The organism is Streptomyces sp. NPDC087270, from assembly GCF_044744625.1.
Lineage (GTDB): Bacteria > Actinomycetota > Actinomycetes > Streptomycetales > Streptomycetaceae > Actinacidiphila.
This window is the reverse complement of record NZ_JBIUYR010000015.1, coordinates 153877-179005: the sequence shown is the minus strand read 5'-3', so window position 1 is coordinate 179005 and position 25129 is coordinate 153877. Positions and strand designations below refer to the sequence as shown.

Genomic DNA, 25129 nt, shown 5'->3' with positions numbered 1-25129 from the left:
CCGCCTCGCCCCTCTCGCCCACCCCCTCGCCCCTCTCGCCCACCCCCTCGCCCGCCTCCGCCGCGACGACGGCCGACACCCGCCCGCCGGCCGTCGGGCCGGACCGGTTCCGTTCCCTGATGGCGACGTTCCCCTCCGGCGTGGCGGTGGTGACGGCGATGCGTCCCGGCGAGCCGCCGCGTGGCCTGACCTGCTCGTCGCTGTCCAGCGTCGCCGTCGAGCCCGCCACCTTGCTGGTCTGCGTGCGGCAGGCCAGCCCCACGCTCGGGGCCCTGCTGGACACCTCGTCCTTCGCGGTCAACCTCCTGCACGACGGGGCCCGTTCGGCGGCACAGGTGTTCGCTTCCGGCGCCGCCGACCGCTTCGACCGGGTGCGGTGGACACACCGACCCGGCTTCGCGGGGCCGCACCTGGTGGACGACGCGCATGCCATCGCCGACTGCCGCGTCGCGCGCACCGTCACCGTGGGCGACCACACCGTGGTGTTCGGCGAAGTGTTCGAGGTGAGCCCGCCGCCCGCCCGGCAGCCCGGACCGCTGCTCTACGGGCTGCGCCGCTTCTGGTCCCTCGACCCGGAGCCCTGCCCGGTCAACCCCGCCCGCCACTGACACCGATCCGAACCAGGAGGACAGGCAATGGAGTTCGGCCTCTCACTGCTGCCCGACACCGGCCCGCAGGAGCGCTCGGGCCAGGAGTACTACGCGAACCTGCTGGAGGTCTGCCGGCAGGCCGACCGCCTCGGCTACGAGTACGTGAAGATGACGGAGCACTACCTCCGCCCGTACGGCGGCTACTGCCCCAGCCCGCTCGCCTTCCTCACCGCCGTCTCCACGGTCACCCGGCGGGTCCGGCTGATGACCGGAGGCATCCAGGCGTCCTTCCACCACCCGGTCCAACTGGCCGCGCAGACCGCCCAGGCGGACGCCATCAGCGGCGGCCGGCTCGACGTCGGCTTCGCCCGCGCCTTCCTGCCGTACGAGTTCGAGGCGTTCGGCGTGGACCTGGACAGCAGCCAGGAACGCTTCCGGCACACGGTCCGGGCGGTCCTGCGGCTGTGGACCGAGCCGTCGGTCAGCGAGGACACCCCGTACTTCTCGTACCGGGACGCCACCTCCTACCCGCCGCCCGCCCAGCGACCGCACCCGCCGGTGTGGGCCGCGGCGCTGGTCACCCGCTCCAGCTTCGAGTGGATCGGCGACATGGGCCTCAACCTGCTCATCTCCTCGCCGCCGCGCACCGACGACCTGGCGGTGACCCGTGAACTCATGGACGTCTACCGGCAGCGCTTCGCGGCCGGCGCGGGAGACGGACGCCGCCCGAAGGTCGCGGTGAGCGTCCCGCTGCTGCTCGCCGAGTCCGACGAGGACGCCCGGGAAGAGGGCAGGACCCTGCTTCGCCGGCACTGGTCCAGGTTCAGCGAGGCGGCGGCGTCCTGGCAGAACCGCACCTCACCCGCGTACGAGGGCTACCAGGCCGCCGTGACGAAGAAGTTCGGCAACGCGGTGGGCGACGCCGAACTGGAGTCGACGGCTGTCTTCGGCAGCCCGGACCGGGCCGTGCAGAGGATTCGGGCCATCCAGGAGGCGCTCGGGCCGGAGGTGTTGCTGTGGCAGATCGACTTCGGCCAGCAGTCGCTGAAGTCCATGGAACGCACCCTGACCCTGTTCGCCGACCAGGTGCGCCCGCGCCTGGCGGAAAGCTGAGGACACGGAGAGGAAACGCTATGGAACCCGACACGGCGAACCACCCGGTTCTCCTGTTCCCGGAACTCTTCGAGGCGGCGGTGGGGCGCGCCCCGGACGCGGTCGCGGTGGTGCACGGGGACACCACTGTCACCTACGGCGAACTGAACGACCGCGCCAACCGGCTGGCCCGACGGCTGATCGCGCTGGGCGTCGGCCCGGACGCCCTGGTCGCCGTGGCGGTGCCCCGGTCCGTGGACCTCGTGACCACGCTGCTCGCCGTGCTCAAGGCGGGCGGCGGCTACCTCCCCCTGGACCCGGCCCACCCCGCGCAGCGCCTCGCCGGCATGACCGCCGACGCCGCGCCCGTCCTGCTGGTGCGCGCCGGACGGACCGCGGTCACGGCACCCGGCGTGCCCGAACTCGTGCTGGACGATCCCGACACCCGGGCGGCGTGCGGGCGGGAGCCCGCCGGTGACATCCGGCAGGAGGAGCGGCTGTCGCCGCTGACGTCCGACCACCTGCTGTACGTGATCTTCACCTCCGGGTCCACCGGCACTCCCAAGGGCGTGGCGGTGACCCATCAGGGCGTTCCCGACCTGGTCGCCACCCAGCGGGCCCGGTTCGGCGCCCGGCCCGGGGAGCGGGTGCTGCAATGGGCGTCGGTGAGTTTCGACGCCGCCTTCTGGGACCTCTCGCTCGCCCTGGCCTCGGGCGCCACGCTCGTGCTCGCGGACGCCGACGCGGTCCTGCCCGGCCGCCAGTTGACCGACCTGATGATTCGCCACGACATCACCCATGCCGTGCTGCCGCCCGCCGTGCTGAGCCTCACCGACAGCGCGAGCGTCCTCAAGGGCGGAACCATCATGTCGACCGGCGACGCCTGCACCCCGGCCCTCGTACGCGCCTGGGCGCCCGGCCGGCGGATGTTCAACGGATACGGTCCGACCGAGGTCACCGTCGGGGCCACCATCTCGGGGCCGCTGGCGGCCACGGACGACGTCACCATCGGCGTCCCCTGGACCGGCGGCCGGGTGTACGTGCTGGACGAGCGGCTGCGGCCGGTCCCGGAGGGCGAGGAGGGCGAGCTGTACCTCGCCGGGGCCGGCCTGGCGCGCGGCTACCTCAACCGTCCCGGGCTGACGGCCACCCGGTTCCTCCCCGACCCGTTCGGACCGCCCGGGAGCCGGATGTACCGTTCCGGCGACCGCGGCGGACTGCGCGCGGACGGCGAGTTGCTGTTCGCCGGGCGGGCCGACGGGCAGGTCAAGCTGCGGGGTGTCCGTATCGAACTCGGGGAGGTGGAGGCCCGGCTCGCCGACCATCCGGAGGTCGAGGTGGCGGCGGCCGTGGTCGACGGTGTCCTGGCGGACGCCGTGCTCGTGGCGTACGTCCAGCCGCGGCCCGGCTGCGCGCCGGACCCGGCCGCCCTGCGCCGGCACGTCGCCCAGGCGCTGCCCGCCGCCATGGTGCCGGCGAGCGTGGTGGTCCTCGACACCGTTCCCCTGACCGTGAACGGCAAGATCGACCGGCGGGCCCTGCACGACCGGCCCCGGGCGACGGTTCTCCACCCGCCCACCGCGACCGCGGGGGAGGGCGGGTCCGCCGAGAACGGGTCGGCCGAGGACCGGTTGGCTGGGGACAGGTCCTGCGAGGACGGGTCCGCCGGGGACGAGTCCACCGAGCAGGCCCTGTGCCGGCTCGTCGCCGAGCTGCTGTCGCTGCCCGCGGTGCGCCCCGGTGACAATCTGTTCGAGCTGGGCGGCAACTCCCTGGTCGCGGCCAAACTGGCGATCCGCATCCGTGGCGAGCTCGGACTCGGCGTCACCATGCGATCGGTGCTACAGGCACAGACGCTCACCGAGCTGGCACAGGCGGTGCGGAGCGCGCCGGCACCGGTGGCGGCGTCCGCGGTGAACGCGCCCGGCCGGTCCGAGGAGCGGTCGCGATGAGCACGGGCTCCACGGCACGGGCCTTCGACCTCACCGATCCGGCGACGTTCGCCGGTGACGCGCAGCACTCGTTCTGGCGCGAGGCGCGCCGTACCAGCCCCGTGTACTGGCACGAGGGGGCGGACGGGCGCCCGGGGTTCTGGGTGGTGGCCTCCCACGCCGACGTACAGGGGTGCTACAACAGCCCGAAGACGCTCAGTTCGGCGCGCGGCACGGTCCTCGACGTCCTGCTGCGCGGCGACGACTCCGCCGGGGGCCGGATGCTGGCGGTCACCGACCGGCCGCGCCACCGGCAGCTGCGCAACCTGATGCTGCGGGCCTTCTCACCCCGCATGCTCTCGGACGTCGCGGAGCGGGTACGGAGCCGTACGGCGGCGCTGGTGGCCGAAGTGGCCGGGCCGGGCACGTTCGACTTCGCCACCGAGGTCGCCGATCACCTCCCCATCCAGACGATCTGCGACCTCCTCGCGATCCCCTGGGAAGACCGCGGACAACTGCTGGAGTGGAACAAGCGGACCCTGTCCTCGGCCACCGCGGAGCCCGACGAACTCGACGCGCTCAGCGCCCGCAACGAGATCGTGCTCTACTTCATGGACCTCGCGGCCCGGCGCCGGGTCCGGCCGGACTCCGACGTGGTCAGCATGCTGGCGACCGCCGAGGTCGAGGGCGCCCGACTGCCCCTGGAGGACATCGCGCTCAACTGCTACAGCCTGATCCTGGGCGGCGACGAGTCCTCGCGCATGGCCGCGATCAGCGCGGTGCACGCTCTCGCGCTCCATCCCGGGCAGTGGCGGGACCTGCGCGAGGGGCGGATACCGCTGGACACGGCCGTGGAGGAGCTGCTGCGTTGGGCGACGCCGGCACTGCACTTCGCCAGGACGGCGGCCGTCGACACCGTCATCGGCGGGCAGCGGATCAGGGCCCGGGACATCGTGACGCTGTGGAACGTCTCCGCCAACAACGACGAGGACGTCTTCGACTCGCCGCGCACCCTGAACCTGTCCCGTACCCCCAACCAGCACATCGCCTTCGGCCGCGGCCCCCACTTCTGTCTCGGCGCCTTCCTCGGCCGGGTGAGCCTGCACGCCCTGCTCGCCGCGCTCGCCACCACGGTCGAGAAGGTGGAACTCACCGGCCCGCCGGTCCCGGTCTACTCCACCTTCCTCCAGGGCTACCGAAGCCTGCCGGTGCACCTGGCCAGAGGGCACGCAGGCCCCTCGGCCGCCGCCGTGAGCCGGCGTGTAGGCTGATCGTTCACCCGAATGACGGTCGCCGTTCACGAATTGGCCGTCAGGAGTTCATCGTCTACATTTCTGTAGACACTCTGCCTCCACGGTGACGACCGGCCAGGAACGGACACGGTCCGAGCCAGTTCCGAAAGACGGTGCTGATGACCGCAGGCTCCGCACTGCTGGCCTTCGACGGGTCGCACATCGACGGTTCGCTGTTCACCTCGATCACGGACCTGGCCCGTGACACCCGGTGGCTCAACGGCTTCGTCGAATGGTGGACCAACGTCCAACTGGGGGTCTTCGCGGTCCTCATGGTCGTGGGCTGGTGGCGGGCCCGGCGGCGGGACGGCGCCGCGATGACTCTGGCACTGGCCGTGCCGGTCAGCGTCGGCGTGGCCTTCGCCTGCGCGGAGGTGGTCAAGAAGATCGTGGCCGAGCAGCGGCCGTGCCGCTCGCTCCCGCACGCCTTCATCGTCGAGACCTGCCCCGTGCCCAACGACTACGCGTTCCCCAGCGGTCACACCACGGTGGCCGCCGCGTCCGTGGCCGCGCTCTTCCTGCTGGACCGCCGGCTCAGCGCCATCGCCGTGCTCTTCGCGGTGCTCGAAGGCTTCACCCGGGTCTACGTCGGCGCCCACTACCCCCACGACGTCATCGGCTCCGCGCTGCTCGCCCTGCCCGTCGCCTACCTCACCAGCCTGGCGCTGCGCCGCCTGGCGACCCCTACGGTGACCCGGCTGCGGGAGCGGCTGCCGATTCCCCTGCTGGTCGCCGCCGACCACCGCCCGTCGGACCGGGAGCCGGCACGGCCCGCGGACCCCACGCACGCGACGCACGCCACGCCGCCCGCGCATGCCACGCCGTCCGACCACTCCACGCCGTCGGAACGGGCCACCCGCGCCACGCAGTCGCCCCCTTCGCACGGACCAGGCCGGCACGCCCGGCGCTGAGCGAGCGGAGAGCGCGGCGGGCGGGTCCGTCCCCGCGAGACCGGTCTCGACGTTCGACGTTCGCCGCTCGCCGCTCGCCGGATTCAGGGGCGGCGGGCCAGGAAGACGAACTCCCGGCCCGGCCGGTCGGGGGCGTCGCGAACCTCCTCCGTCACGAAGCCGGCCGCGGCGAGGTCCCGCTCGACCTCCTGCCGCTCGCGGAAGCGCAGGGTCGAGTCCGACGTCAGGACCTCCCCGTCGGACGCGAAGACGTAGGTCCAGCGGAACGTCACCAACGGCAGGCTGACGTCGGTCAGTCGGACCCAGGTCTCGACGGCGCCGACGCCGGGGATCTCGGTCACCCCGTAGGTGGACTCGCGGTTCCACTCCTCCCAGCCGCGCCGGGCCGGATCGCGGGTCTCGAACACCAGGTGCCCGCCGGGCCGCAGGGCCTCGTAGGCGCCGCGCAGGGTCCGCCGCCACGCCCCCGGGTCGACGATCTCCTGGGCGGCGTTCGCCGTCATCGTCGCGAGGTCCACCGCCAGCGGCGGCAGGTCGGTGGCGTCACCGTGCAGCCACCGCACCCGCTCGGCCCCCGGCTTGGCCCGGGCCACCGCCACGGACGCCAGGGCCGGGTCGACCCCGGTGACCTCGATCCCGCGATCGGCCAGCAGCAGGCCGAAGACCCCGGTCCCGCAGCCGATGTCCAGCACGCTGCGCGCCTCGAACTCCGCCGCGATCCGCAGATACGCGTCGAGGTCGCCGCGGTCGGGGTCGAGCGGGTCGTAGATCGCGGCGAGCCGTGGATGCCCGAAACTCTCGTCAGCCATGGGGCCGAACCTAGGGGGAAGCGAGTCCTGGCAGCACCCTGTTTTCGGGCGGCGGACCGGTGCCGCGCCGACACGTCGTCGCTCTCCTCCCGCGTCCCCCTGGAACTGGGCCCGGGCCCGGGCCTGGGCCCGGGCCCTTGATCCGGCGGAACGCGCGGCGCCCGCGAAGGCACTACACTCGGTGGCCGACGTTGATCGTCGGGTGAATCACCGAACGGCACTACCGAGGAGACCAGGCATGGCGGGTGACGACGACATCTCCGGGTGAGACCCGGAGCTGACCGGCCACCGGCAGGCGCGTGGAAGCGCCGCCGCCGTGGCTGTGCCGTCGTGCCCTTTTCCCCATGCCCCCAGGGCAGAGGTCTCCGTCTGCCCTCGTGACACCCCGAGGTCCTCCCATGTCCGACGCTTCCGTCGTCTGCACGAACCTGTCCTTCTCCTGGCCCGACGACACACCGGTCTTCGACGGCCTCTCCTTCACCGCGGGCGGCGGCCGCACCGGCCTGGTCGCGCCCAACGGCGCCGGCAAGAGCACGCTGCTCCGGCTGATCGCCGGCGAACTGCGGCCCAGCGGTGGGTCGGTGACCGTCACCGGCACGCTCGCCCACCTGCCGCAGACCCTCCCCCTGACCGGTGACCTCACGGTGGCCGAGGTGCTGGGAGTCGCCGCGGTGATCCGGGCGCTGGACGCGGTCGAGTCCGGCGACGTGGACGAGCGGCACTTCACGGTGATCGGCGACGACTGGGACATCGAGGAGCGCACCCGTGCGCAACTCGACCGGCTCGGCCTGCCCGGCCTCGCGCTCGACCGCCGGCTGGGCACCCTCAGCGGCGGTCAGGTCGTCTCGCTCGGCCTCGCCGCCCAACTCCTCAAGCGCCCCGACGTGTTGCTGCTCGACGAGCCCACGAACAACCTCGACCTCGACGCCCGCCACCGGCTGTACGACGTGCTGGAGGAGTGGCACGGCTGCCTGCTGCTGGTCAGCCACGACCGCGCGCTGCTCGACCGTATGGAGCGCATCGCCGAACTCGACAGCGGTGAACTGCGCCTGTACGGGGGCAACTTCACCGCCTACGAGGAGGCCGTGCGGGCCGAGCGGGAGGTCGCGGAGAAGAACGTCCGCAGCGCGGAGCAGGAGTGGAAGCGGGAGAAGCGCGAGTTGCAGCAGGCCCGCGAGCGGGCCGAGCGCCGCGCGGGCAACGCCGCCCGCACCCTCAAGAGCGCGGGCCTGCCGCGCATCTTCGCCGGCACCATGAAGCGCGGCGCCCAGGAGTCCGCGGGCCGGGCCGGGCAGACGCACGCCGCCCGGGTCGGCGACGCCAGGGCCCGGCTCGACGACGCCGAGCGCGCGCTGCGCGACGAGCAGGGCATCACCCTGGAACTGCCGGACACCGAGGTCCCCGCCGGGCGCACCGTCTTCCTCGGCGAGGGGATGCGGGTACGGCTCGGCAGCCGGGAGGTGTTCGCCGGCGCGGGAATCGACCTGACCGTCCGGGGCCCCGAGCGCATCGCGCTGACCGGCCCCAACGGCGCGGGCAAGACGACGCTGCTGCGGCTGATCCAGGGCTCCGCCGGCCCCGACGGCTCATCAGGAGCCGGTACCGATTCCGACCCCGGCTCCGGCTCCGGCGCCCGGCTCGACGCACGGAGCGGGCGGATCAGGCGGGCCGACGGGCGGATCGCCTACCTCTCCCAGCGGCTGGACCTGCTGGACCTGGACCGTACGGTCGCCGAGAACTTCGCCGCGTTCGCGCCCCACCGCACGGAGGCGGACCGGATGACCCTGCTCGCGCGCTTCCTCTTCCGGGGTGCCCGCGCCCACCTGCCGGCCGGGGTGCTCTCCGGCGGCGAACGGCTGCGCGCCACCCTCGCCTGCGTGCTGTGCGCGGAGCCGGCCCCGCAACTGCTGCTCCTGGACGAGCCGACGAACAACCTCGACCTGGTCAGCGCCGGGCGGCTGGAGAGCGCCCTGACGGCGTACCGGGGCGCGTTCGTGGTGGTCAGCCACGACGAGCGGTTCCTGGAGCGGATCGGCGTGGACCGGTGGCTGCGGCTGGCCGGCGGCGAGTTGACCGAGACGGGGGCGCCGCCGGCATGACCCGGGAACGGGCCGGACGCCCCTGGTCCCTCGCCCCTCGCCCGGTACGGCTGATCCGCTCGGCAAGGTCAGTTCGGGAGTTCAGCTCGGGAAAGTCAGCCGCTCGACCACGTGTTCCGCGATGGCCAGGCACGAAGTGGCCGCGGGAGAGGGGGCGTTGCGTACGGCGGTGACCGGGCCGAGTGCGGAGATCCTGAAGTCGTCGACGAGGTCGCCGTGTTCGTCGAGCGCCTGCGCGCGGACGCCGGCCGGCGCGGCCACCAGGTCCGCGGGGGTCAGGGCGGGGACGTAGCGCGCGGCCTCGGCGGTGAAGGCGCGCTTCGACAGCGAGCCGTGCAGTTCGTGCAGCCCGGCCCGCCAGTGCCGTCGGGCCAGCCGGCGGGTGCCGGGCCAGGCCAGCGCCCGGCCCAGCTCGCGCGGGTTGACGTCGCGGCGCCGGTAGCCCTCGCGGGCCAGCGCGAGCACGGCGTTCGGGCCGATGTCGACGCTCCCGTCCACCCGGGGCGTGAGGTGCACGCCGAGGAACGGGTACGCCGGGTCCGGCACCGGGTAGACCAGCCCGCGCACCAGTCCGGCCCGCTCCGGACGGAGCCGGTAGTACTCGCCGCGGAATGCCAGGATCGCGGGCGAGGGCGCGTCACCCGCCAGTCGCGCCACCGTGTCGGACTGCAGTCCCGCGCAGATCACCGCGCCGCGCAGCGCGTACGCCCGCGGGCCGCAGACCACGGTGACCCCGTCGCCCGGCCCGGGCCGGATCGCGGTGACCTCGCTGCCGAGCAGCAGCCGCCCACCGGCCGCGGCCACCTCGCCGGCCATCGCCCGCGCCACCGCGCGGAAGTCGACGATGGCGGTGGTCGGGGAGTGCAGCGCGGCCAGTCCCCTGACCTCGGGCTCGATGTCGCGCAGCGCGGCCGGGTCGAGCCGGCGCACCCCGGGCACGCCGTTGGCGCGGGCCCGCTCCTCCAGCACACCCAGCCGCTCCACCTCGGCGGGCGAGTGCGCGACGACGACCTTGCCGATCTCCCGGTACGGCAGCTCGTGCCGCGCGCAGAAGTCCTTGAGCAGCCCGACCCCGCGCCGGCACAGCGTGGCCTTGAGCGAGCCGGGCGGGTAGTACAGGCCGGAGTGGACGACGCCGGAGTTGTGCCCCGACTGGTGGACGGCGACCTCCGCCTCCTTGTCGAAGACGACCACCTCGGCCCCGCGCAGGGCCAGTCGGCGCGCCACGGCCAGGCCGACCAGGCCGGCGCCCACCACCCCGACGGGCTTGGCCGGGGTACGGCCGCCGGTGGCCGGCCGGGGCCCTGGGTCTGCTGGCATCGCGGCCGTACCTTCTTCCGCTGCTTCCACTGCTTGCGCTGGATCGCCCGTCACGTGCCCCGAGCATAGAAGCGTCCGGGCCGAACCGTACGGTTCACGCGGGCAGCGCGGACAGCCACTTTGTAAGGTGCCGGTTCACCTCCTCGGGACGCTCCTGCTGGAGGAAGTGGCCGCCGCCGTCGAGGAGATGGGAGCCGACCAGGCCCGGCAGGGTGACCGGGTACGCCTTGATCGCGTCGGCCAGCCAGGTGGTGGAGGCGTCCAGGGAGCCGCCCAGGAACAGGGACGGCTGCGTGATGGCGGCACCGTCGTAGGCGGCGAGGTCCGCCCAGTCCCGGTCCATGCTGCGGTAGCGGTTCAGCGCGCCCGTCAGCCCGGTCCGCTCGAACTCGCCCGCGTAGAAATCGAGTTCGGCCTCACTGAGCCAGCCGGGAAGACCGGAACCGGCACCCGAGCCCGCCACGGCGGGGAAGCGGTCCCGCAGCCGCCCACCGCGCGTGACGAAGTGCGGGTCCGGCGCCCCGGGCGGCGGCATCGTCTCGGCGGACAGCGCGGCGTAGAACCCGGCCAGCCAGCCGCGCACGTCGGGCTCGATCTCGGCCTCGGCGCGGCCGGGCTGCTGGAAGTAGGAGACGTAGAACTCCTCGTCGCCGCCCATCCCGGCGAAGATCTCGCTGGGCCGCGGGCCGCCGCGCGGGGCGTACGGCACGCTCAGCAGGCCCACCGCGCGGAACACGTCCGGCCGGAGCAGCGCGCTGTTCGCCGCGATCGTCGCGCCCCAGTCGTGGCCGACCACCACCGCGGAGCGCTCGCCCAGCGCCTCCACCACCGCGGCGTTGTCCGCCACCAGCTCCAGCATCCGGTACGCCGCCGGGTCGGCCGGCTTCGAGGACCGGCCGTAGCCGCGGACGTCGATCGCGACCGCGCGGTACCCGGCCGCGGCCAGCGCGGGCAGCTGGCGGCGCCAGGAGTACCAGGACTCGGGGAAGCCGTGCACGAGCAGCACCAGCGGCCCGCTCCCCCGTTCCACCACGTGGGTACGCCCCGCGGGCGTCGCGATCATCCGGTGCGTGCCGAGTCCGTCGCCGGTGTGCTGGGTCATGGGTCCTCCCTGATGGGGATGGGGATGCTGGGGCCGGGCGGGCCTCACGGACCGCCCGGACCCGATCATCCGGCGAACCCTGCCCGACCCGCGATCCGCCTTGCCGATCCGGCAAGAAGACATCGGACCGTACGGGAGCCGCGGCCGGCGGCGGCACGGCAGACGCGCGGGCCGGGGAGCGCGGGCCGGGCGACGCGACGCGGCAAGGGCGCGTACGGCCGGCCCTTGCTGCCAGACTGGGGCGATGGAGCCCAGTCACTTCCGTGTCACGCGCGTCAGGCTCAAGCAGTACCGCAGCCTCGCCGAAGCAGACGTCCGGCTCGGGGACCTGGTCTTCCTCGTCGGCCCCAACGGCGCGGGGAAGAGCAACTTCCTCGACGCGCTGCGGCTGGTGTCCGACGGGGTCGGCGGCTCGCTGGCGGAGGCGCTGCGCGAGCGTGGCGGCGCGGCGCAGGTGCGGCGCAGGGCCCCGGGCCACCCGGACCGCTTCTCGGTGCGGCTGTCCTTCGAGGGCCCCGACGAGGGCCGCGGCCCGCTCACCGGCACGTACGGCGTGCAGGTCGCGGCCGCGCGCAAGGGCGGGTTCCGGATCGCCCGGGAGCGCTGCGAGGTGGCGGCCGGCGAGGCCCGCGCCGCCTTCCGGGTGGCGGACGGCACGCTGACCACGAGCACCGAGCGGAAGCTGCCGCCGGCCGACCCGGGCCGCCTGCTGCTGGCGGAACTCGGCCGGCACAAGGCGTTCGCGGCCGCGCACGCGGGGCTGGCGGGCATCCGGTCGTTCAGCCTCGACCCGGCGGCCATGCGGGCGCCGGCGCCGCCGCGGGACGGCCGGGCGCTGCTGCGCGACGGCGCGAACGCCGCGGCCGTGCTGCACCGGCTGCGCCGGGTCGCCGACGGGGCGGATCTGCGCCGCCTCGACAGCTATCTCCAGCGGATCGTGCCGGGCCTGCGCGGTACCCGCCGGCGGGTGCTGGAGGGCGCGGAGACCGTGGAGTTCACCCAGGACACCGCGGGCTCCGCCCATCCCTGGAAGTTCACCGCGCCCTCGGTGTCGGACGGCACGCTGCGCGCCCTCGGCGTGCTGCTCGCGCTCTTCGCGCCGGCCGACGGACGGTACGGAGTGGTCGCCGTCGAGGAGCCGGAGACCGCGCTGCACCCGGCGGCCGCCGCCGTCCTGCGGGAGGCGCTGCGCGACGCGGCCGACCGGCGGCAGGTCCTCGTCACCAGCCACAGCCCCGAACTGCTCGACCACGAGGACGTCGAGGCGGCGTCCGTGCGGGCGGTCCGCGCCGAGCAGGGGCGCACCACGATCGGCGAACTCGACGAACCGGCCGCGTTCGCGCTGGGCGCCGGGCTCGACACGGCCGGGCACCTCCTGCGCACCGGCGGGCTGGTCCCCCGCCCGACGCCGGCCGCCGACCACGAACCCGCGACGCGCACGACGGCGCCGTAGCGCCGCCGGCACGGCACCCAGCGGACCGGGCGCCCCGAACCGCCTTGCGAGGAAAGGGACTTCGCGGGCACGTCCACGGGAGCCGTAGGCGCGCGGGTGGGCGCGGGGTCAGGAGTGCCAGCGGGCCGCGAGGGTGGGGGGCTTGCGGAAGACGAGGCCGCGCGGGGCGCTCGGGCGGCTCGCGTCGAGCCGCAGGTGGGGAAGCCGTTCGAAGCAGGCCCGCAGGGCGACGCGGGCTTCGAGCCGGGCCAGGTGCGCGCCGACGCAGAAGTGCGGGCCGTGCGCGAACGCCAACTGGAGCCGGGCGTTGGGGCGGTGGACGTCGAAGCGGTCCGGGTCGGGGAAGACCGCGGGGTCGCGGTTGGCGCCGGCCAGCGAGACGGTGACCAGGTCGCCGGCCCGGACCCGTATGCCCGCCAGGTCCGTGTCGCGGGTGGCGTAGCGGTCCACGACGGCGGCGCCCGGCTCCAGCCGCAGGGACTCCTCGACCGCGTTGTCCAACAGGTCGGGATCGGCGAGGAGTCGGGCCACCAGGTCGGGCTCGGCGAGGATGTGCAGCAGCGCGTTGGCGATCATCGCCTCGGTGGTCTCGATGCCGCCGAAGAGCAACACGGCCGCGTTGGAGGCCAGTTCGGGCAGGTCGAGCCGGCCGTCGGCGGCAGCGGCCACCAGCAGGGAGTCCGCGGCGCCCGCGTCGAGGGTGCCGGCGACCGCCGCGCGCAGCGCCTGGTACGCGGCCGGGCCCTCGGCTCCCGCGTCCTCGCCGTGGGTGAGCCGGTCGACGGCCCGCACGATCTGGTCGTACCAGCCCAGGATGGCCGGGACGGGGACGTCGGTCAGCCCCAGCACCTCGGCCATCACCACCGCCGCGAGCGGCCCGGCGAAGTCCCGGCGCAACTCGGCGGCGCCGCGCGGCGCCAGGCCGTCGAGCAGCCGGTCGGCCTCGCGCCGTACGGTCTCGCCGAACGCGGCGTGCACCGCGCGCGGCCGGAACGGGGCCACGAACGGGTCCCGGTGGCGGGCGTGTTCGGGTCCGTCCAGCGAGAGCATGCTCGGGCCGACCACCCGCGCCGTGGTGAACCTCGGGTCGTCCACGGTGAACGCGGCGGCGTCCCGCATGACCTCCACGGCCAGCGCCCGGCCCGTTACCATCCATCCGCCGAGCGCGGGCAGCCACACCACGGGCGCGCGTTCGCGCAGTTCCGCGAGGTGCGGGTGCGGGTCTTCGGCGAGTTCGGCAAGGGTGACCACGTCACGACCCTAACCGGCCCCGCCCATGCGCCCGCGGGCCGGGCCGTCAGTAGCCGCGGCGCAGCGTCGTCGTGTGGGCGTCCTTGAGCCGGTTGGCGCGGCGGCGGCGCTCGTCGGAGAGTTCGGCGACGGCGTGGACGACGGCGGAGAGCACGGCCGCGACGGAGGGGTCGGCGACCTGTGCGGCGAGGTCGGGCGGGAGGTCGACGGGGTCGGCGGGGTCGGGCGCGGGAAGGCCCGCCGACGGGTCCGGCGGCGGGGGCGACGGGTCGGGCCGGTGCCCGGTGACGCCGATGGTCGTGGCGAGGGCGACCAGCACCGGCTCGTCGGCCGCCCAGCGGTGGCCGGCCCGGCGGCGGTCGTCGGTGTCCAGCAGCACCATCCGGCTGCCGCCGAACACCCACCAGCGCCGCCGGCGCTGCCGGGTGAGCCGGCCCTCGTCGGTGAAGGCGGCCAGATACACGGCGGGCAGCCCGCGGCCGCGGCGCCACAGCCAGTCGTCGAGGGTCTCGAACGGCAGCGTGCGGGACATCGCGACGGCGGCCTCGCCCAGCAGCCGGTCCTCGTGCGGCAGCCGCGCCCCCGGCACGATCCGGCCGCGGTCCAGGGTGGCCGCGCCCGCTCGCAGCAGGTCGACCAGCTCCGCGCCGGCGAGCCCGAGCGACAGATCGCCGCGCTCCACGGTCCGGCTGGACGGCATGTCCATCGTGACGGTCAGAAGATCACGCGCTGTGGTCATGGCAGGCTTCCCGTTCCGGGCGACGGCGACCGGCACACGGTCGCTCTCCCGCCGGCCCACCTGCCCGATTATCCCTCCCCCCGGCCCGTCCGGGCAGTCCGACCCGGCCGGTGCGACACACGTGGGCCCGGCCGGTCCTACGCCGCCGGCGTCGCGGGCGTCAGCGGGATCGTGAAGTCGTCCTCGACCGGCGGGTCGAGTTCGTGGGCGCGCAGCCCGGTGGCGGCGTAGCACCGTATCCGGATCGCCTCGGGGGTGACGTCCAGGCGGAGGAAGTTCTTGAAGAACGGCGGGCTGTAGGTCGCCGAGCCCGGGGAGAGCACCTGGGTGAGCGTGCGGCGGACCGGCAGCCGGAGCCGGAAGCGGGACCGGCGGCGCCGGTGGGACGCGACACCCAGCACGGACGCGACGAAGCGGGCCCTGAGCGTCACCGTGCGGTCGGAGGCGCGGACCGGGGTGGTGCCCAGCCGGTGCGCGACGACCGCGGACGCCTGGTCGGGGGTGAGGTCGAAGAGCCGCCGCAGCCGCAGCCTGCGCCCGTAGAGCCGGCTGTAGAAGGCGAGCGAGTCGCCGCGCATCGGGTAGCAGCGGAAGTCGTCCTCGCCGACACCGCCGACCGAGACCCGCGGGATCGTGTGGGTGGCGTGCATGAACGCCCCGCCGCCACCGGAGACGACGTACTCGATCCGGCGGCCACCGACGTCCACGGGGTAGTGCTGGTAGTTGTGGATGTCGCCGCCGATCGCGGCGACGAAGTGGTGCGCGGGGTCGCGGACGACCTCGTCCACGGTGCCGCCGCCGGCTATCGCGCACGGGTGGTGTTCGCCGTCGACGTAGATCGGCGAGCCGGTGACCAGGATCTTCGGCCGCGGTCCGCGCGCGACCCGGCGCAGCCACTCGCCCTGTTCCCGGTCGATGTCGCCGAGCAGCCCGGTGTCGATGCCGATGATCCGTATCGGCCCGCTGTCCATCGCCCAGTACGGGCCCGGCTGGGACGCGGCCTGCGCGGGGGCGGAGCGCATCTGCCGGGCCTGGTCCAGCAGCGCGTCGTCGGGGGTGTCGGGCCGCGCCCACAGCAGGCCCCGCCACCACGCGGCCGACAGCGGGCGGGCCCGCGCGGCGGGCGGCAGGGCCGGGGCGCGGCAGAAGACCCGCATGAAGCCGGTGAGGCCGTCGTACCAGTCGTGGTTGCCGGGTATCGCGTAGATCGGCGCGTCGTAGTCGCGGTAGGGGCGGAAGAACTTCGTCGGGTAGTCGTTGCCGGTGCCGACCGGGTAGATGACGTCGCTGCACACCACCGCGTAGCGGGTTCCGGCGCCTTCCTTGAGCAGGCCGGGGACCACCGCGTACTGCGGGCCGTCGCCCTCGCCGGTGTCCCCGAGCAGCATGAAGGAGAACGTGTCGGGGTCGTCCCGGGTGATCACCAGGTCGCCCTCGGCGGCGCCGCGTTCGGTCTGGGCGCCGACCCAGCGCTGCCGGTCGGTCCCGGTCGGGTCACCGAAGATCGAGGCGAGCGGGCCGTTGCGGGCCCGCCACAGGGTGGCCGGGTTCAGCCAGGAGAGTTCGACCACCCGGGGCGGCATCAACTCCCGGTAGCGGCCGGGTTCCTGGTCCTGCCAGCCGGCACCGGCCGACGAGTCACGCGAGGAGGCGGGCATCGGCGCACTGTGGCACACTCCCGGGCCCGGGTCCAGGGACGGCGGCCGGGCTACGACGGGTCCCGGCCGTGCGTCGTACGGCCCGGCACCGGTGTCAACAGCGCGTCAAGGTCCGGGTGATCGGCGCCAGGAAGTCGTCAACGCGCCCGGCCGCACGGCGTGCCCTCGGCTTGCGTGGACCGGATGATCCCGGAACACGACCCGGCCGGGCCCTCGGCCCGCCGCCCGGCGCCCACGCACGCCCAGGCCCAGAACCCGGAACGGGTCCAGGCCCAGAACCCGGAACAGGTCCAGCCGCGAGCGACCGCGCCCTTCTCGCCATCCTCGGGCTCCCACCCCTCGGACTCCCACGCCGCGGGCTCCCCGCCCACGGGCGACGCGTGGGAACCCGCCGGGCGGACGGGCCGGCGCGGGCTGCTCAAGGTGTTCCTGGGCGCGGCCCCCGGCGTCGGCAAGACCTACCGGATGCTGGACGAGGGCCACCGCAGGGCGGAGCGCGGCACGGACGTGGTGGTGGCGCTGGTGGAGTGCCACCAGCGGCCGCACACGCTGGCGCTGGTGGAGGGCCTGGAAGTGGTGCCCCGGCTGGAGCGGGAGTACCGCGGCACCGTGGTCGGCGAGATGGACCTGGCGGCGGTGCTGGCCCGCCGCCCCGAGGTCGCGCTGGTGGACGAGCTGCCGCACTCCAACCCGCCCGGCATGCGCAACGCCAAGCGCTGGCAGGACGTCGAGACGCTGCTCGCCGCGGGCATCGACGTGGTCACCACCGTCAACATCCAGCACCTGGAGTCGGTCAACGACGTGGTCGAGAAGATCACGGAGGTGCCGCAGCGCGAGACGGTGCCCGACGAGATGGTGCGCCGCGCCCACCAGATCGAGCTGGTGGACATGCCGGCGGAGGCGCTGCGCCGCCGGATGGCGCACGGCAACGTCTACGGCGCGGAGAAGGTCGACGCGGCCCTCGCCAACTACTTCCGGATCGGGAATCTGACCGCGCTGCGGGAGCTGGCGCTGCTGTGGGTGGCGGGGCGGGTGGACGAGGCGCTGCACCACTACCGCAGCGAGCACGGCATAGGGCGGGTGTGGGAGACCAAGGAACGCGTGGTGGTGGCGCTGACCGGCGGCCCGGAGGGCGAGACGCTGATCCGCCGGGCGGCGCGGATCGCCGACCGGTCGGCGGGCGGCGCCCCGCCGGGCATCGACGGCGGGCGGGACCTGCTGGCGGTGCACGTGGCGCGCAGCGACGGGCTGGCGGTGGGCGCCTCGCCGGCCGCGCTGGCCCGGCAGCGGCAGCTCGTGGAGAGCCTGGGCGGCAGCTACCACTCGGTGGTCGGCGACGACGTGCCGGTGGCGCTGCTGGAGTTCGCCCGCGGGGTGGGGGCGACCCAGCTGGTGCTGGGCACCAGCAGCCGGCGGCGGTGGGAGCGGCTGCTGACCGGGCGGGGCATCGGCGAGACCACGGTGGGCAGTTCGGCGGACATCGACGTGCACATGGTCACCCATGAGCGGGCCGGGCACGGCCGGCTGCTGCCCTCGCGGCGCCGCACCCTGACCACCTGGCGGCTGGTGGCGGGGCCGGTGAGCGGGCTGGTGCTGCCGCTGGCGCTCACCGCGGTCCTCGCGGGCAACCGCGGCAGCCTCAACCTGACCAGCGAGGCGCTGCTGTTCCTGCTGGCGGTGGTCGGGGTGGCCTGCTTCGGCGGGGTGGTCTCGGCGGTGGTGGCGTCGGTGACCGCGTCGCTGCTGCTGAACTACTACTTCATCCCGCCGGTGGGGCAGTTCACCATCGCCGAGCCCAACAACATCCTGGCGCTCGCGGTGTTCGTGGTGGTCGCGGGCACGGTCGCGGCCGTCGTGGACCGCTCGCTGCGGCTGTCGCGCCGGGCGGCCCGGGCCACCGCCGAGGCCGAGACGCTGTCGTCCCTGGCGGGCAGCATCGTCCGCGGCGGTGACGCGCTGCCCGCGCTGCTGGAACGGGCCCGCGAGACGTTCGGGATGGACAGCGCCGAACTGGTCCCGGCGGAGCCGAGCGGCACGGCCCCGGCGGAGGCGAGCGGCGCGGCCCCGGCGGGCAGCGGCGCTACGGCCGTCGGCGGCGGCACGGCCGTCGGCGGCGGTCCGCAGGGCCCCCGCGGCACAGGCACCGGCACCACGCCCCCCGCCACCGCCACCGCGACCACCCCCGCCTCCGGTATCAGCACCGCCACCGGCACCGGCCCGTACGACGGCGGCGCGGGCGCCGCCGTCCGGGTGCCCGCGGGCGACGGCATGGTGCTGCTGCTGCGCGGCCGGCCGCTCTCCGCCTCCGACCAGCGCGTGCTGGCCGCCTTCGCCGCCCACGTGTCCGGGGCTGCCGAGCGGGCCAGGCTCGCCGAGGCCGCCGCCGAGGTGGAGCCGGTGAAGGCCGCCGACCGGATGCGTACGGCGCTGCTCGCCGCGGTCAGCCACGACCTGCGCACCCCGCTGGCGGTCGGCTGGGCCGCGGTCAGCTCGCTGCGCAGCCAGGACGTGGAGTTCTCGGCCGAGGACCGCGAGGAGCTGCTCGCCACCGCCGAGGAGTCGCTGGCCCGGCTGAGCCGGCTGGTGGACAACCTGCTGGACATGAGCCGGCTCCAGGCGGGCGCCCTGCGGCTGCGGCTGCGGGCCACCGCGCTGGAGGAGGTGCTGCCGGCCGCGCTGGAGTCGCTGCCCGCCGACGCCCCGGGCATCGACACCCGCGGCCTGGAGCGGGCCCCGGCCGTCCTGGCCGATCCACCGCTGCTGGAGCGCGTCATCGCCAACCTGCTGGCCAACGCGGTACGGCACGCCCCTGCCCGCCGGCCGGTCGTGCTGACCGCGAGCGCGCTGGGCGACCGGGTGGAGCTGCGGGTGATCGACCGCGGCCCGGGGATGCCCGCGCGGGACCGCGAGCGGGCCTTCGAGCCGTTCCAGCGGATGGGCGACCGCGACAACGGCACCGGGCTCGGCCTGGGCCTGGCGCTGGCCCGCGGCCTGGCCGAGGCGATGCACGGCTCCCTCACCCCCGAGGACACCCCCGGCGGCGGCCTGACGATGGTGCTGTCGCTGCCCGCCGCGGGTCCCGCGCCGGCGCCGGTCCCCTACCCGGAACCCGACCCGGACCGGCCGTAGCCGCCGGCTCTGCCCGGTCCCCGCCCCGGCCGTGCCCCTGCCGTGCCCCGGCGTCAAGACGCCGTCAAGGCCGCAGGTGAGCGCGTCAGGAAGGCGCTAACGGGGAGCTCCCGGCCGGCCGGGGAGGGATTCAGTAAGGAGGCCGACCGGCAACCGGTCGGCATCGCCCACCGGCCGGCGCACGGCTCGTGGGCGGTCCCGTCCCCTTCGACCGACTGCCCGGGGTGCCTTCGCATGCCAGACCTCCTGTTCATCCTTCTCACCGTCGCGGTGTTCACCGTCATCGGCCTCATAGCCAAGGGGGTGGAGCGGCTGTGAGCGCGGAGAACGTCGTCGGACTCGTCGTCGCCGTGGCCCTGGTCGGTTACCTGGTGCTGGCCCTGATCCACCCGGAGAAGTTCTAGTGAACGACACCCTCGCGGGCTGGCTGCAGATCCTCGCGCTGCTCGCCGTACTCGCCCTGTCCTACCGGCCGTTGGGCGACTACATGGCCCATGTGCTGACCTCCGCCCGGCATCTGCGGGTGGAGCGGCTGATCTACCGCGTCGGCGGGGTCGACGGCGACGCCGACCAGCGCTGGCCGGTCTACCTGCGCAGCGTGCTGGCGTTCTCCGCGGTGTCCGTGCTGTTCCTGTACGGGCTGCAACGGCTCCAGAACCACCTGCTGCTGGCGATCGGCATGAAGGCGGTGACGCCGGGCGTGGCCTTCAACACCGCGGCGTCGTTCGTCACCAACACCAACTGGCAGTCGTACTCGGGCGAGACCACGATGGGCCACCTGGTGCAGATGGCCGGGCTCGCGGTGCAGAACTTCGTGTCGGCCGCGGTGGGCATCGCGGTCGTCGCGGCCCTGATCCGCGGCTTCACCCGCAAGCGCACCGACCGGGTCGGCAACTTCTGGGTGGACCTGACCCGGATCGTGCTGCGGGTGCTGCTGCCGATCGCGTTCGTCTTCGCGATCGTGCTGGTCGCGGCCGGCGCGGTGCAGAACTTCCACGGCGTGCAGTCGATCTCCACGCTCGTCGGCGACCACCAGAGCCTCACCGGCGGACCGGTCGCCTCGCAGGAGGTGATCAAGGAACTCGGCACCAACGGAGGCGGCTTCTACAACGCCAACTCCTCCCACCCGTTCGAGAACCCCAACGCGTTCACCAACCTGGTGGAGATCTACCTGCTGCTGGTGATCGCGGTCAGCCTGCCGCGCACCTTCGGCAAGATGGTCGGCGACAAGCGCCAGGGCTACGCGATCCTCGCCGTGATGGCCCTGATCTGGGCCGCGTCGGTGGCCGTGATCACCGTCAACGAGCTGCACAGCGTGCACAGCGCGGCCGGCCACGCGGCCGGCGGGATGATGGAGGGCAAGGAGCAGCGGATCGGCGTGTGGGGGTCGGCGCTGTTCGCCACGTCCACCACGCTCACCTCGACCGGCGCGGTCAACTCCTTCCACGACTCGTACTCGCCGCTCGGCGGCGGCATGACGATCTTCAACATGATGCTGGGCGAGATCGCGCCCGGCGGCACCGGCTCCGGCCTGTACGGCATCCTCGTCCTGGCGATCATCGCGGTCTTCGTGGCCGGGCTGATGGTCGGCCGCACCCCGGAGTACCTGGGCAAGAAGCTCGGCGGCCGGGAGATGAAGTTCGCGTCGCTGTACATCCTCACCACCCCCGCGGTGGTGCTGGTCGGCGCGGGGCTGGCGATGGCGCTGCCCGGCGAGCGGGCCGGGATGCTCAACTCCGGTGCGCACGGCTTCTCCGAGGTGCTGTACGCCTTCACCTCCGCCGCCAACAACAACGGCTCGGCGTTCGCCGGTCTGTCGGTCAACACCAACTGGTACAACACCGCGCTCGGCCTGGCGATGCTCGTCGGCCGGTTCCTGCCGATGGTGTTCGTGCTCGCGCTGGCCGGCTCGCTCGGCAAGCAGCAGCCGGTGCCCGCGACCGCGGGCACGCTGCCCACCCACCGGCCGCAGTTCGTCGGCCTGCTCACCGCGGTGATCGTCATCGTGGTCGGGCTCACCTACTTCCCGGCGCTCGCGCTGGGACCGCTCGCGGAAGGTCTGCACTGATGTCGTCCCTGACCACTCTGGAACCCCCCGCGTCACCGGGGCCGGCGCCGCAGCGCCAGGAGCAGCACCGGGTCTCCGGCGGCATGCTGGACCCCAAGCAGCTGCTGACCTCGCTGCCGGACGCGTGCCGCAAGCTCGACCCCCGGGTGATGGTGAAGAACCCGGTGATGTTCGTGGTCGAGGTCGGCTCGGTGCTGACCACCCTGGACGCGATCAAGGACCCGAGCGTCTTCGCCTGGGTGATCACCGTGTGGCTGTGGCTGACCGTGGTGTTCGCCAACCTCTCCGAGGCGGTCGCCGAAGGGCGCGGCAAGGCGCAGGCCGAGACGCTGCGCCGGACCAAGACCGCCACCGTCGCCCGCCGGCTGGCCTCCTTCCGGCCCGGCGCGCCGGGAGTGGAGGAGGAGGTGCCCGCCTCCTCGCTGCGGCTGGGCGACCACGTGGTGGTCGAGGCCGGGCAGACCATCCCCGGTGACGGCGACGTCGTGGAGGGCGTCGCGTCCGTCGACGAGTCCGCGATCACCGGCGAGTCCGCGCCGGTGATCCGCGAGTCCGGCGGCGACCGCTGCGCGGTGACCGGCGGCACCTCGGTGCTCTCCGACCGGATCGTCGTGAAGATCACCTCCAAGCCCGGTGAGACCTTCATCGACCGGATGATCGCGCTGGTGGAGGGCGCGGCCCGGCAGCGTACGCCGAACGAGATCGCGCTCAACATCCTGCTGGCGTCGCTGACCATCGTCTTCCTGCTCGCCGTGGTGACGCTCCAGCCGTTCGCGATCTACGCGGGCGCCGAGCAGTCGCTGGTGATCCTGGTGTCGCTGGTGGTGGCGCTGATACCGACCACGATCGGGGCGCTGCTGTCGGCGATCGGCATCGCCGGCATGGACCGGCTGGTGCAGCGCAACGTGCTGGCGATGTCCGGGCGCGCGGTCGAGGCCGCGGGTGACGTGACCACGCTGCTGCTGGACAAGACCGGCACCATCACCCTCGGCAACCGGCAGGCCGCGGAGTTCCTGCCGGCCGAGGGTGTCACCGCCGAGCGGCTCGCCGACGCGGCGCAGCTGTCGTCGCTGGCCGACGAGACGCCCGAGGGCCGCTCGATCGTGGTGCTCGCCAAGGAGCGCTACGGGCTGCGGGCGCGCGCCGAAGGACGGCTGCCGCGGGCGGAGTTCGTGCCGTTCACCGCGCAGACCCGGATGAGCGGGGTGGACCTCGCCGAGGACGGCGGGCAGCGCAGCCTGCGCAAGGGCGCCACGAGCGCGGTGATGCAGTGGATACGGGACAACGGCGGCCGCCCCGCCGAGGACGTCGGCCCGCTGGTCGACGCGATCGCGGGCGGCGGCGGCACCCCGCTGGTCGTCGGCGAGGTCGTCCGCCGGGACGGGACGACCACCGCCTCGGTGCTCGGCGTGATCAACCTCAAGGACGTCGTCAAGGCCGGCATGCGCGAGCGCTTCGACGAGCTGCGCCGGATGGGCATCCGCACCGTGATGATCACCGGCGACAACCCGCTCACCGCCAAGGCCATCGCCGACGAGGCCGGCGTCGACGACTTCCTCGCCGAGGCCACCCCCGAAGACAAGATGGCGCTCATCAAACGGGAGCAGGCCGGCGGCAAACTCGTCGCGATGACCGGCGACGGCACCAACGACGCACCCGCCCTCGCGCAGGCCGACGTCGGCGTCGCCATGAACACCGGCACCTCGGCCGCCAAGGAGGCCGGGAACATGGTGGACCTGGACTCCAACCCCACCAAGCTCATCGAGATCGTCGAGATCGGCAAGCAACTGCTCATCACCCGGGGCGCGTTGACGACCTTCTCGATCGCCAACGACGTCGCGAAGTACTTCGCGATCATCCCGGCGATGTTCGCCGGGGTCTACCCGGGCCTGCGCCACCTCAACGTGATGGACCTGCACAGCCCGACCTCGGCGATCACCTCGGCGATCGTGTTCAACGCGCTGATCATCGTGGTGCTGATCCCGCTGGCGCTGCGCGGGGTGCGCTACAAGCCGTCGTCGGCCTCGGCGCTGCTCAGCCGCAACATCTGGGTGTACGGCCTGGGCGGCCTGGTCCTGCCGTTCGTCGGCATCAAACTCATCGACCTCGTCGTGCAGTTCATCCCCGGACTGAACTGAGAAAGGGGAACCCCTCATGCGTATCGTGCGCAGTCATCTGGCGGCCCTGCGGATGCTCCTGGTCTTCACCGTGCTCTGCGGGCTGGCGTATCCGCTGCTGGTCACCGGTGTCGCCCAGGCGGCGTTCCCCGCCAAGGCGAACGGCTCGCAGGTGAAGCTGGACGGCAAGGTCGTCGGCTCCAGCCTGATCGGGCAGAACTTCGACCTGCCCAAGAAGAACCCCAACGACCCGAACGAGGTGGCGAAGCCGGACCCGAAGTGGTTCCAGCCGCGGCCGTCGTCCGGCGGCTACGACCCGCTGGCCTCCGGCGCCTCCAACCTCGGCCCGAACGACCCCGACCTGGTCAAGGCGATCAAGGAGCGCCGGGCGGCGGTCGCCGCGTTCGACGGGGTGAACCCGAAGGACGTGCCGCCCGACGCGGTCACCGCCTCCGGTTCCGGCCTGGACCCGGACATCTCGAAGGCGTACGCCGCCGAGCAGGTCGACCGGGTGGCCAAGGCCCGCGGCCTGAGCACCACCGAGGTGCGCCACCTGGTCGCGGCGAACACCCACGGCCGGCCGCTGGGCTTCCTCGGCACGCCGTACGTCGACGTGGTCACCCTCAACCTGGCGCTCGCGAAGCTGGGTTGACCATGACGCGCATCCTCGTCGTCGATGACGAACCGCAGATCGTCCGGGCCCTGGTGATCAACCTGCGGGCGCGCCGCTACGAGGTGGACGCCGCCTACGACGGCACCACCGCGCTGCGGATGGCCGCCGACCGGCACCCGGACGTGGTGCTGCTCGACCTCGGCCTGCCCGACATGGACGGCGTGGACGTGATCGCCGGGATACGGGGCTGGACCCGGGTGCCGATCATCGTGCTGTCGGCCCGGCACAGCTCCGACGAGAAGGTGGAGGCGCTGGACGCGGGCGCGGACGACTACGTCACCAAGCCGTTCGCGATGGACGAGCTGCTGGCCCGGCTGCGGGCGGCCGAGCGGCGCCGCTCCGACCAGGAGCAGGGGCCGGCGGCCGCCCGGCTGGAGACGGCGGCCTTCACCGTGGACCTGGCCGCGAAGAAGGCGACCCGGCACGGTGCGGACGTCCGGCTGACCCCCACCGAGTGGCACCTGCTGGAGGCGCTGGTCCGCAACCCGGGCCGGCTGGTCAGCCAGAAGCAGTTGCTGCGGGACGTGTGGGGGCCGTCCTACCGGACGGAGACGAACTACCTGCGGGTCTACATGGCGCAGTTGCGCCGGAAGCTGGAGGACGACCCGACCCGGCCCCGGCACTTCGTCACCGAGCCGGGCATGGGCTACCGGTTCGAGCCATGAGGGACGGGTTCGAGCCGTAGGGCACAGCTTCGGGCCACAGGGCACAGCTTCGGGCCGTAGCGGGCCCGGCACGGCCGGACCGACGGCGGCCCCACCTGCTCCGACGCGATCGTCGTGCGATCGCACAAGCAAAGGTGGGGCCGCCGGTTGTTTGGATTATGCAATGTGACAGCAGACTTTCTCCTGGCAGATGCGGAACTATCATCTTGCACGTGCCCGCGCCCGGCGGC

At 73.9% G+C, this 25129-nt stretch carries 19 protein-coding genes; 13 read left to right on the top strand and 6 right to left on the bottom strand.

Annotation, left to right across the window (positions count from 1 at the left end; all coding sequences use genetic code 11):
* Positions 1-119 precede the first annotated feature (119 nt).
* The 5 genes from ACIPAE_RS27595 (at position 120) to ACIPAE_RS27575 (ending at position 5816) form a co-directional block, all read left to right on the top strand.
* On the top strand, positions 120-608 hold the full coding sequence (locus ACIPAE_RS27595) for a flavin reductase family protein (protein ID WP_328470568.1): 489 nt from the start codon (positions 120-122) through the stop codon (positions 606-608).
* A 27-nt stretch (positions 609-635) separates the two neighbouring features.
* Complete coding sequence (locus ACIPAE_RS27590; protein ID WP_402448682.1) at positions 636-1703, top strand: LLM class flavin-dependent oxidoreductase; 1068 nt, start codon at positions 636-638, stop codon at positions 1701-1703.
* Between the two features lie 20 nt (positions 1704-1723).
* The gene (locus tag ACIPAE_RS27585) at positions 1724-3634 is read left to right on the top strand and encodes a non-ribosomal peptide synthetase (RefSeq protein ID WP_402448680.1); all 1911 of its coding nucleotides are present in this window, start codon (positions 1724-1726) and stop codon (positions 3632-3634) included.
* A complete protein-coding gene (locus ACIPAE_RS27580; protein WP_402448678.1) occupies positions 3631-4884 on the top strand; it encodes a cytochrome P450 in 1254 nt (417 codons plus the stop codon). The genes ACIPAE_RS27585 and ACIPAE_RS27580 overlap by 4 nt, the downstream gene beginning before the upstream one ends.
* Before the next feature lie 140 nt (positions 4885-5024).
* The gene (locus tag ACIPAE_RS27575) at positions 5025-5816 is read left to right on the top strand and encodes a phosphatase PAP2 family protein (RefSeq protein ID WP_402448677.1); all 792 of its coding nucleotides are present in this window, start codon (positions 5025-5027) and stop codon (positions 5814-5816) included.
* An 83-nt stretch (positions 5817-5899) separates the two neighbouring features.
* Here ACIPAE_RS27575 and ACIPAE_RS27570 read toward each other — a convergent pair whose 3' ends face one another.
* Positions 5900-6625, bottom strand: a complete 726-nt coding sequence (locus tag ACIPAE_RS27570; protein ID WP_402448675.1) for a class I SAM-dependent methyltransferase — start codon at positions 6623-6625, stop codon at positions 5900-5902.
* 398 nt (positions 6626-7023) lie between these two features.
* On the opposite strand from ACIPAE_RS27570, the gene ACIPAE_RS27565 reads away from it, so the two are divergent.
* Positions 7024-8724 carry an ABC-F family ATP-binding cassette domain-containing protein gene (locus ACIPAE_RS27565; protein ID WP_402448673.1) on the top strand — a complete coding sequence of 567 codons (1701 nt, stop codon included), beginning with the start codon at positions 7024-7026 and terminating at the stop codon, positions 8722-8724.
* A gap of 81 nt (positions 8725-8805) precedes the next feature.
* On the opposite strand, the gene lhgO is transcribed toward ACIPAE_RS27565, so the two are convergent.
* Both lhgO and ACIPAE_RS27555 read right to left on the bottom strand, forming a co-directional pair.
* A complete protein-coding gene (lhgO, locus tag ACIPAE_RS27560) occupies positions 8806-10044 on the bottom strand; it encodes an L-2-hydroxyglutarate oxidase (protein WP_329363743.1) in 1239 nt (412 codons plus the stop codon).
* Between the two features lie 94 nt (positions 10045-10138).
* Entirely contained in the window at positions 10139-11146 is a 1008-nt protein-coding gene (locus ACIPAE_RS27555; protein ID WP_402448670.1) for an alpha/beta fold hydrolase, read from the bottom strand.
* A gap of 244 nt (positions 11147-11390) precedes the next feature.
* Between ACIPAE_RS27555 and ACIPAE_RS27550 the strand changes: the two genes are divergently transcribed.
* Positions 11391-12599 carry an AAA family ATPase gene (locus ACIPAE_RS27550; protein ID WP_402448668.1) on the top strand — a complete coding sequence of 403 codons (1209 nt, stop codon included), beginning with the start codon at positions 11391-11393 and terminating at the stop codon, positions 12597-12599.
* A 108-nt stretch (positions 12600-12707) separates the two neighbouring features.
* On the opposite strand, the gene ACIPAE_RS27545 is transcribed toward ACIPAE_RS27550, so the two are convergent.
* From ACIPAE_RS27545 to ACIPAE_RS27535, 3 genes are all read right to left on the bottom strand, one after another.
* Positions 12708-13850, bottom strand: a complete 1143-nt coding sequence (locus ACIPAE_RS27545) for a cytochrome P450 (protein WP_402448665.1) — start codon at positions 13848-13850, stop codon at positions 12708-12710.
* A gap of 46 nt (positions 13851-13896) precedes the next feature.
* Positions 13897-14589, bottom strand: coding sequence for a GPP34 family phosphoprotein (locus ACIPAE_RS27540; RefSeq protein WP_329363750.1), 693 nt, complete (start codon positions 14587-14589; stop codon positions 13897-13899).
* A 137-nt stretch (positions 14590-14726) separates the two neighbouring features.
* On the bottom strand, positions 14727-16247 hold the full coding sequence (locus tag ACIPAE_RS27535; protein ID WP_402448663.1) for a metallophosphoesterase family protein: 1521 nt from the start codon (positions 16245-16247) through the stop codon (positions 14727-14729).
* A 183-nt stretch (positions 16248-16430) separates the two neighbouring features.
* On the opposite strand from ACIPAE_RS27535, the gene ACIPAE_RS27530 reads away from it, so the two are divergent.
* From ACIPAE_RS27530 to ACIPAE_RS27505, 6 genes are all read left to right on the top strand, one after another.
* Positions 16431-19376: an ATP-binding protein gene (locus tag ACIPAE_RS27530; protein WP_402448660.1), complete on the top strand. Its 2946-nt coding sequence runs from the start codon at positions 16431-16433 to the stop codon at positions 19374-19376.
* A 314-nt stretch (positions 19377-19690) separates the two neighbouring features.
* Positions 19691-19780: a K(+)-transporting ATPase subunit F gene (gene kdpF / locus ACIPAE_RS27525; protein WP_329363756.1), complete on the top strand. Its 90-nt coding sequence runs from the start codon at positions 19691-19693 to the stop codon at positions 19778-19780.
* The gene (kdpA, locus tag ACIPAE_RS27520; RefSeq protein ID WP_402448658.1) at positions 19780-21444 is read left to right on the top strand and encodes a potassium-transporting ATPase subunit KdpA; all 1665 of its coding nucleotides are present in this window, start codon (positions 19780-19782) and stop codon (positions 21442-21444) included. Before kdpF ends, kdpA begins: the two co-directional genes overlap by 1 nt.
* On the top strand, positions 21444-23582 hold the full coding sequence (kdpB, locus tag ACIPAE_RS27515) for a potassium-transporting ATPase subunit KdpB (RefSeq protein WP_402448656.1): 2139 nt from the start codon (positions 21444-21446) through the stop codon (positions 23580-23582). Before kdpA ends, kdpB begins: the two co-directional genes overlap by 1 nt.
* A gap of 16 nt (positions 23583-23598) precedes the next feature.
* Positions 23599-24213, top strand: a complete 615-nt coding sequence (gene kdpC, locus ACIPAE_RS27510; protein WP_402448654.1) for a potassium-transporting ATPase subunit KdpC — start codon at positions 23599-23601, stop codon at positions 24211-24213.
* A 2-nt stretch (positions 24214-24215) separates the two neighbouring features.
* Complete coding sequence (locus ACIPAE_RS27505; protein WP_328470534.1) at positions 24216-24899, top strand: response regulator; 684 nt, start codon at positions 24216-24218, stop codon at positions 24897-24899.
* Positions 24900-25129 lie beyond the last annotated feature (230 nt).

Coding starts and splice junctions, on each gene's coding strand:
- ACIPAE_RS27595 (WP_328470568.1), top strand. CDS start 120: ATGGCGACGTTCCCCTCCGGCGTGGCGGTGGTGACGGCGATGCGTCCC.
- ACIPAE_RS27590 (WP_402448682.1), top strand. CDS start 636: ATGGAGTTCGGCCTCTCACTGCTGCCCGACACCGGCCCGCAGGAGCGC.
- ACIPAE_RS27585 (WP_402448680.1), top strand. CDS start 1,724: ATGGAACCCGACACGGCGAACCACCCGGTTCTCCTGTTCCCGGAACTC.
- ACIPAE_RS27580 (WP_402448678.1), top strand. CDS start 3,631: ATGAGCACGGGCTCCACGGCACGGGCCTTCGACCTCACCGATCCGGCG.
- ACIPAE_RS27575 (WP_402448677.1), top strand. CDS start 5,025: ATGACCGCAGGCTCCGCACTGCTGGCCTTCGACGGGTCGCACATCGAC.
- ACIPAE_RS27570 (WP_402448675.1), bottom strand. CDS start 6,625: ATGGCTGACGAGAGTTTCGGGCATCCACGGCTCGCCGCGATCTACGAC.
- ACIPAE_RS27565 (WP_402448673.1), top strand. CDS start 7,024: ATGTCCGACGCTTCCGTCGTCTGCACGAACCTGTCCTTCTCCTGGCCC.
- lhgO (WP_329363743.1), bottom strand. CDS start 10,044: ATGCCAGCAGACCCAGGGCCCCGGCCGGCCACCGGCGGCCGTACCCCG.
- ACIPAE_RS27555 (WP_402448670.1), bottom strand. CDS start 11,146: ATGACCCAGCACACCGGCGACGGACTCGGCACGCACCGGATGATCGCG.
- ACIPAE_RS27550 (WP_402448668.1), top strand. CDS start 11,391: ATGGAGCCCAGTCACTTCCGTGTCACGCGCGTCAGGCTCAAGCAGTAC.
- ACIPAE_RS27540 (WP_329363750.1), bottom strand. CDS start 14,589: ATGACCACAGCGCGTGATCTTCTGACCGTCACGATGGACATGCCGTCC.
- ACIPAE_RS27535 (WP_402448663.1), bottom strand. CDS start 16,247: ATGCCCGCCTCCTCGCGTGACTCGTCGGCCGGTGCCGGCTGGCAGGAC.
- ACIPAE_RS27530 (WP_402448660.1), top strand. CDS start 16,431: ATGATCCCGGAACACGACCCGGCCGGGCCCTCGGCCCGCCGCCCGGCG.
- kdpB (WP_402448656.1), top strand. CDS start 21,444: ATGTCGTCCCTGACCACTCTGGAACCCCCCGCGTCACCGGGGCCGGCG.
- kdpC (WP_402448654.1), top strand. CDS start 23,599: ATGCGTATCGTGCGCAGTCATCTGGCGGCCCTGCGGATGCTCCTGGTC.
- ACIPAE_RS27505 (WP_328470534.1), top strand. CDS start 24,216: ATGACGCGCATCCTCGTCGTCGATGACGAACCGCAGATCGTCCGGGCC.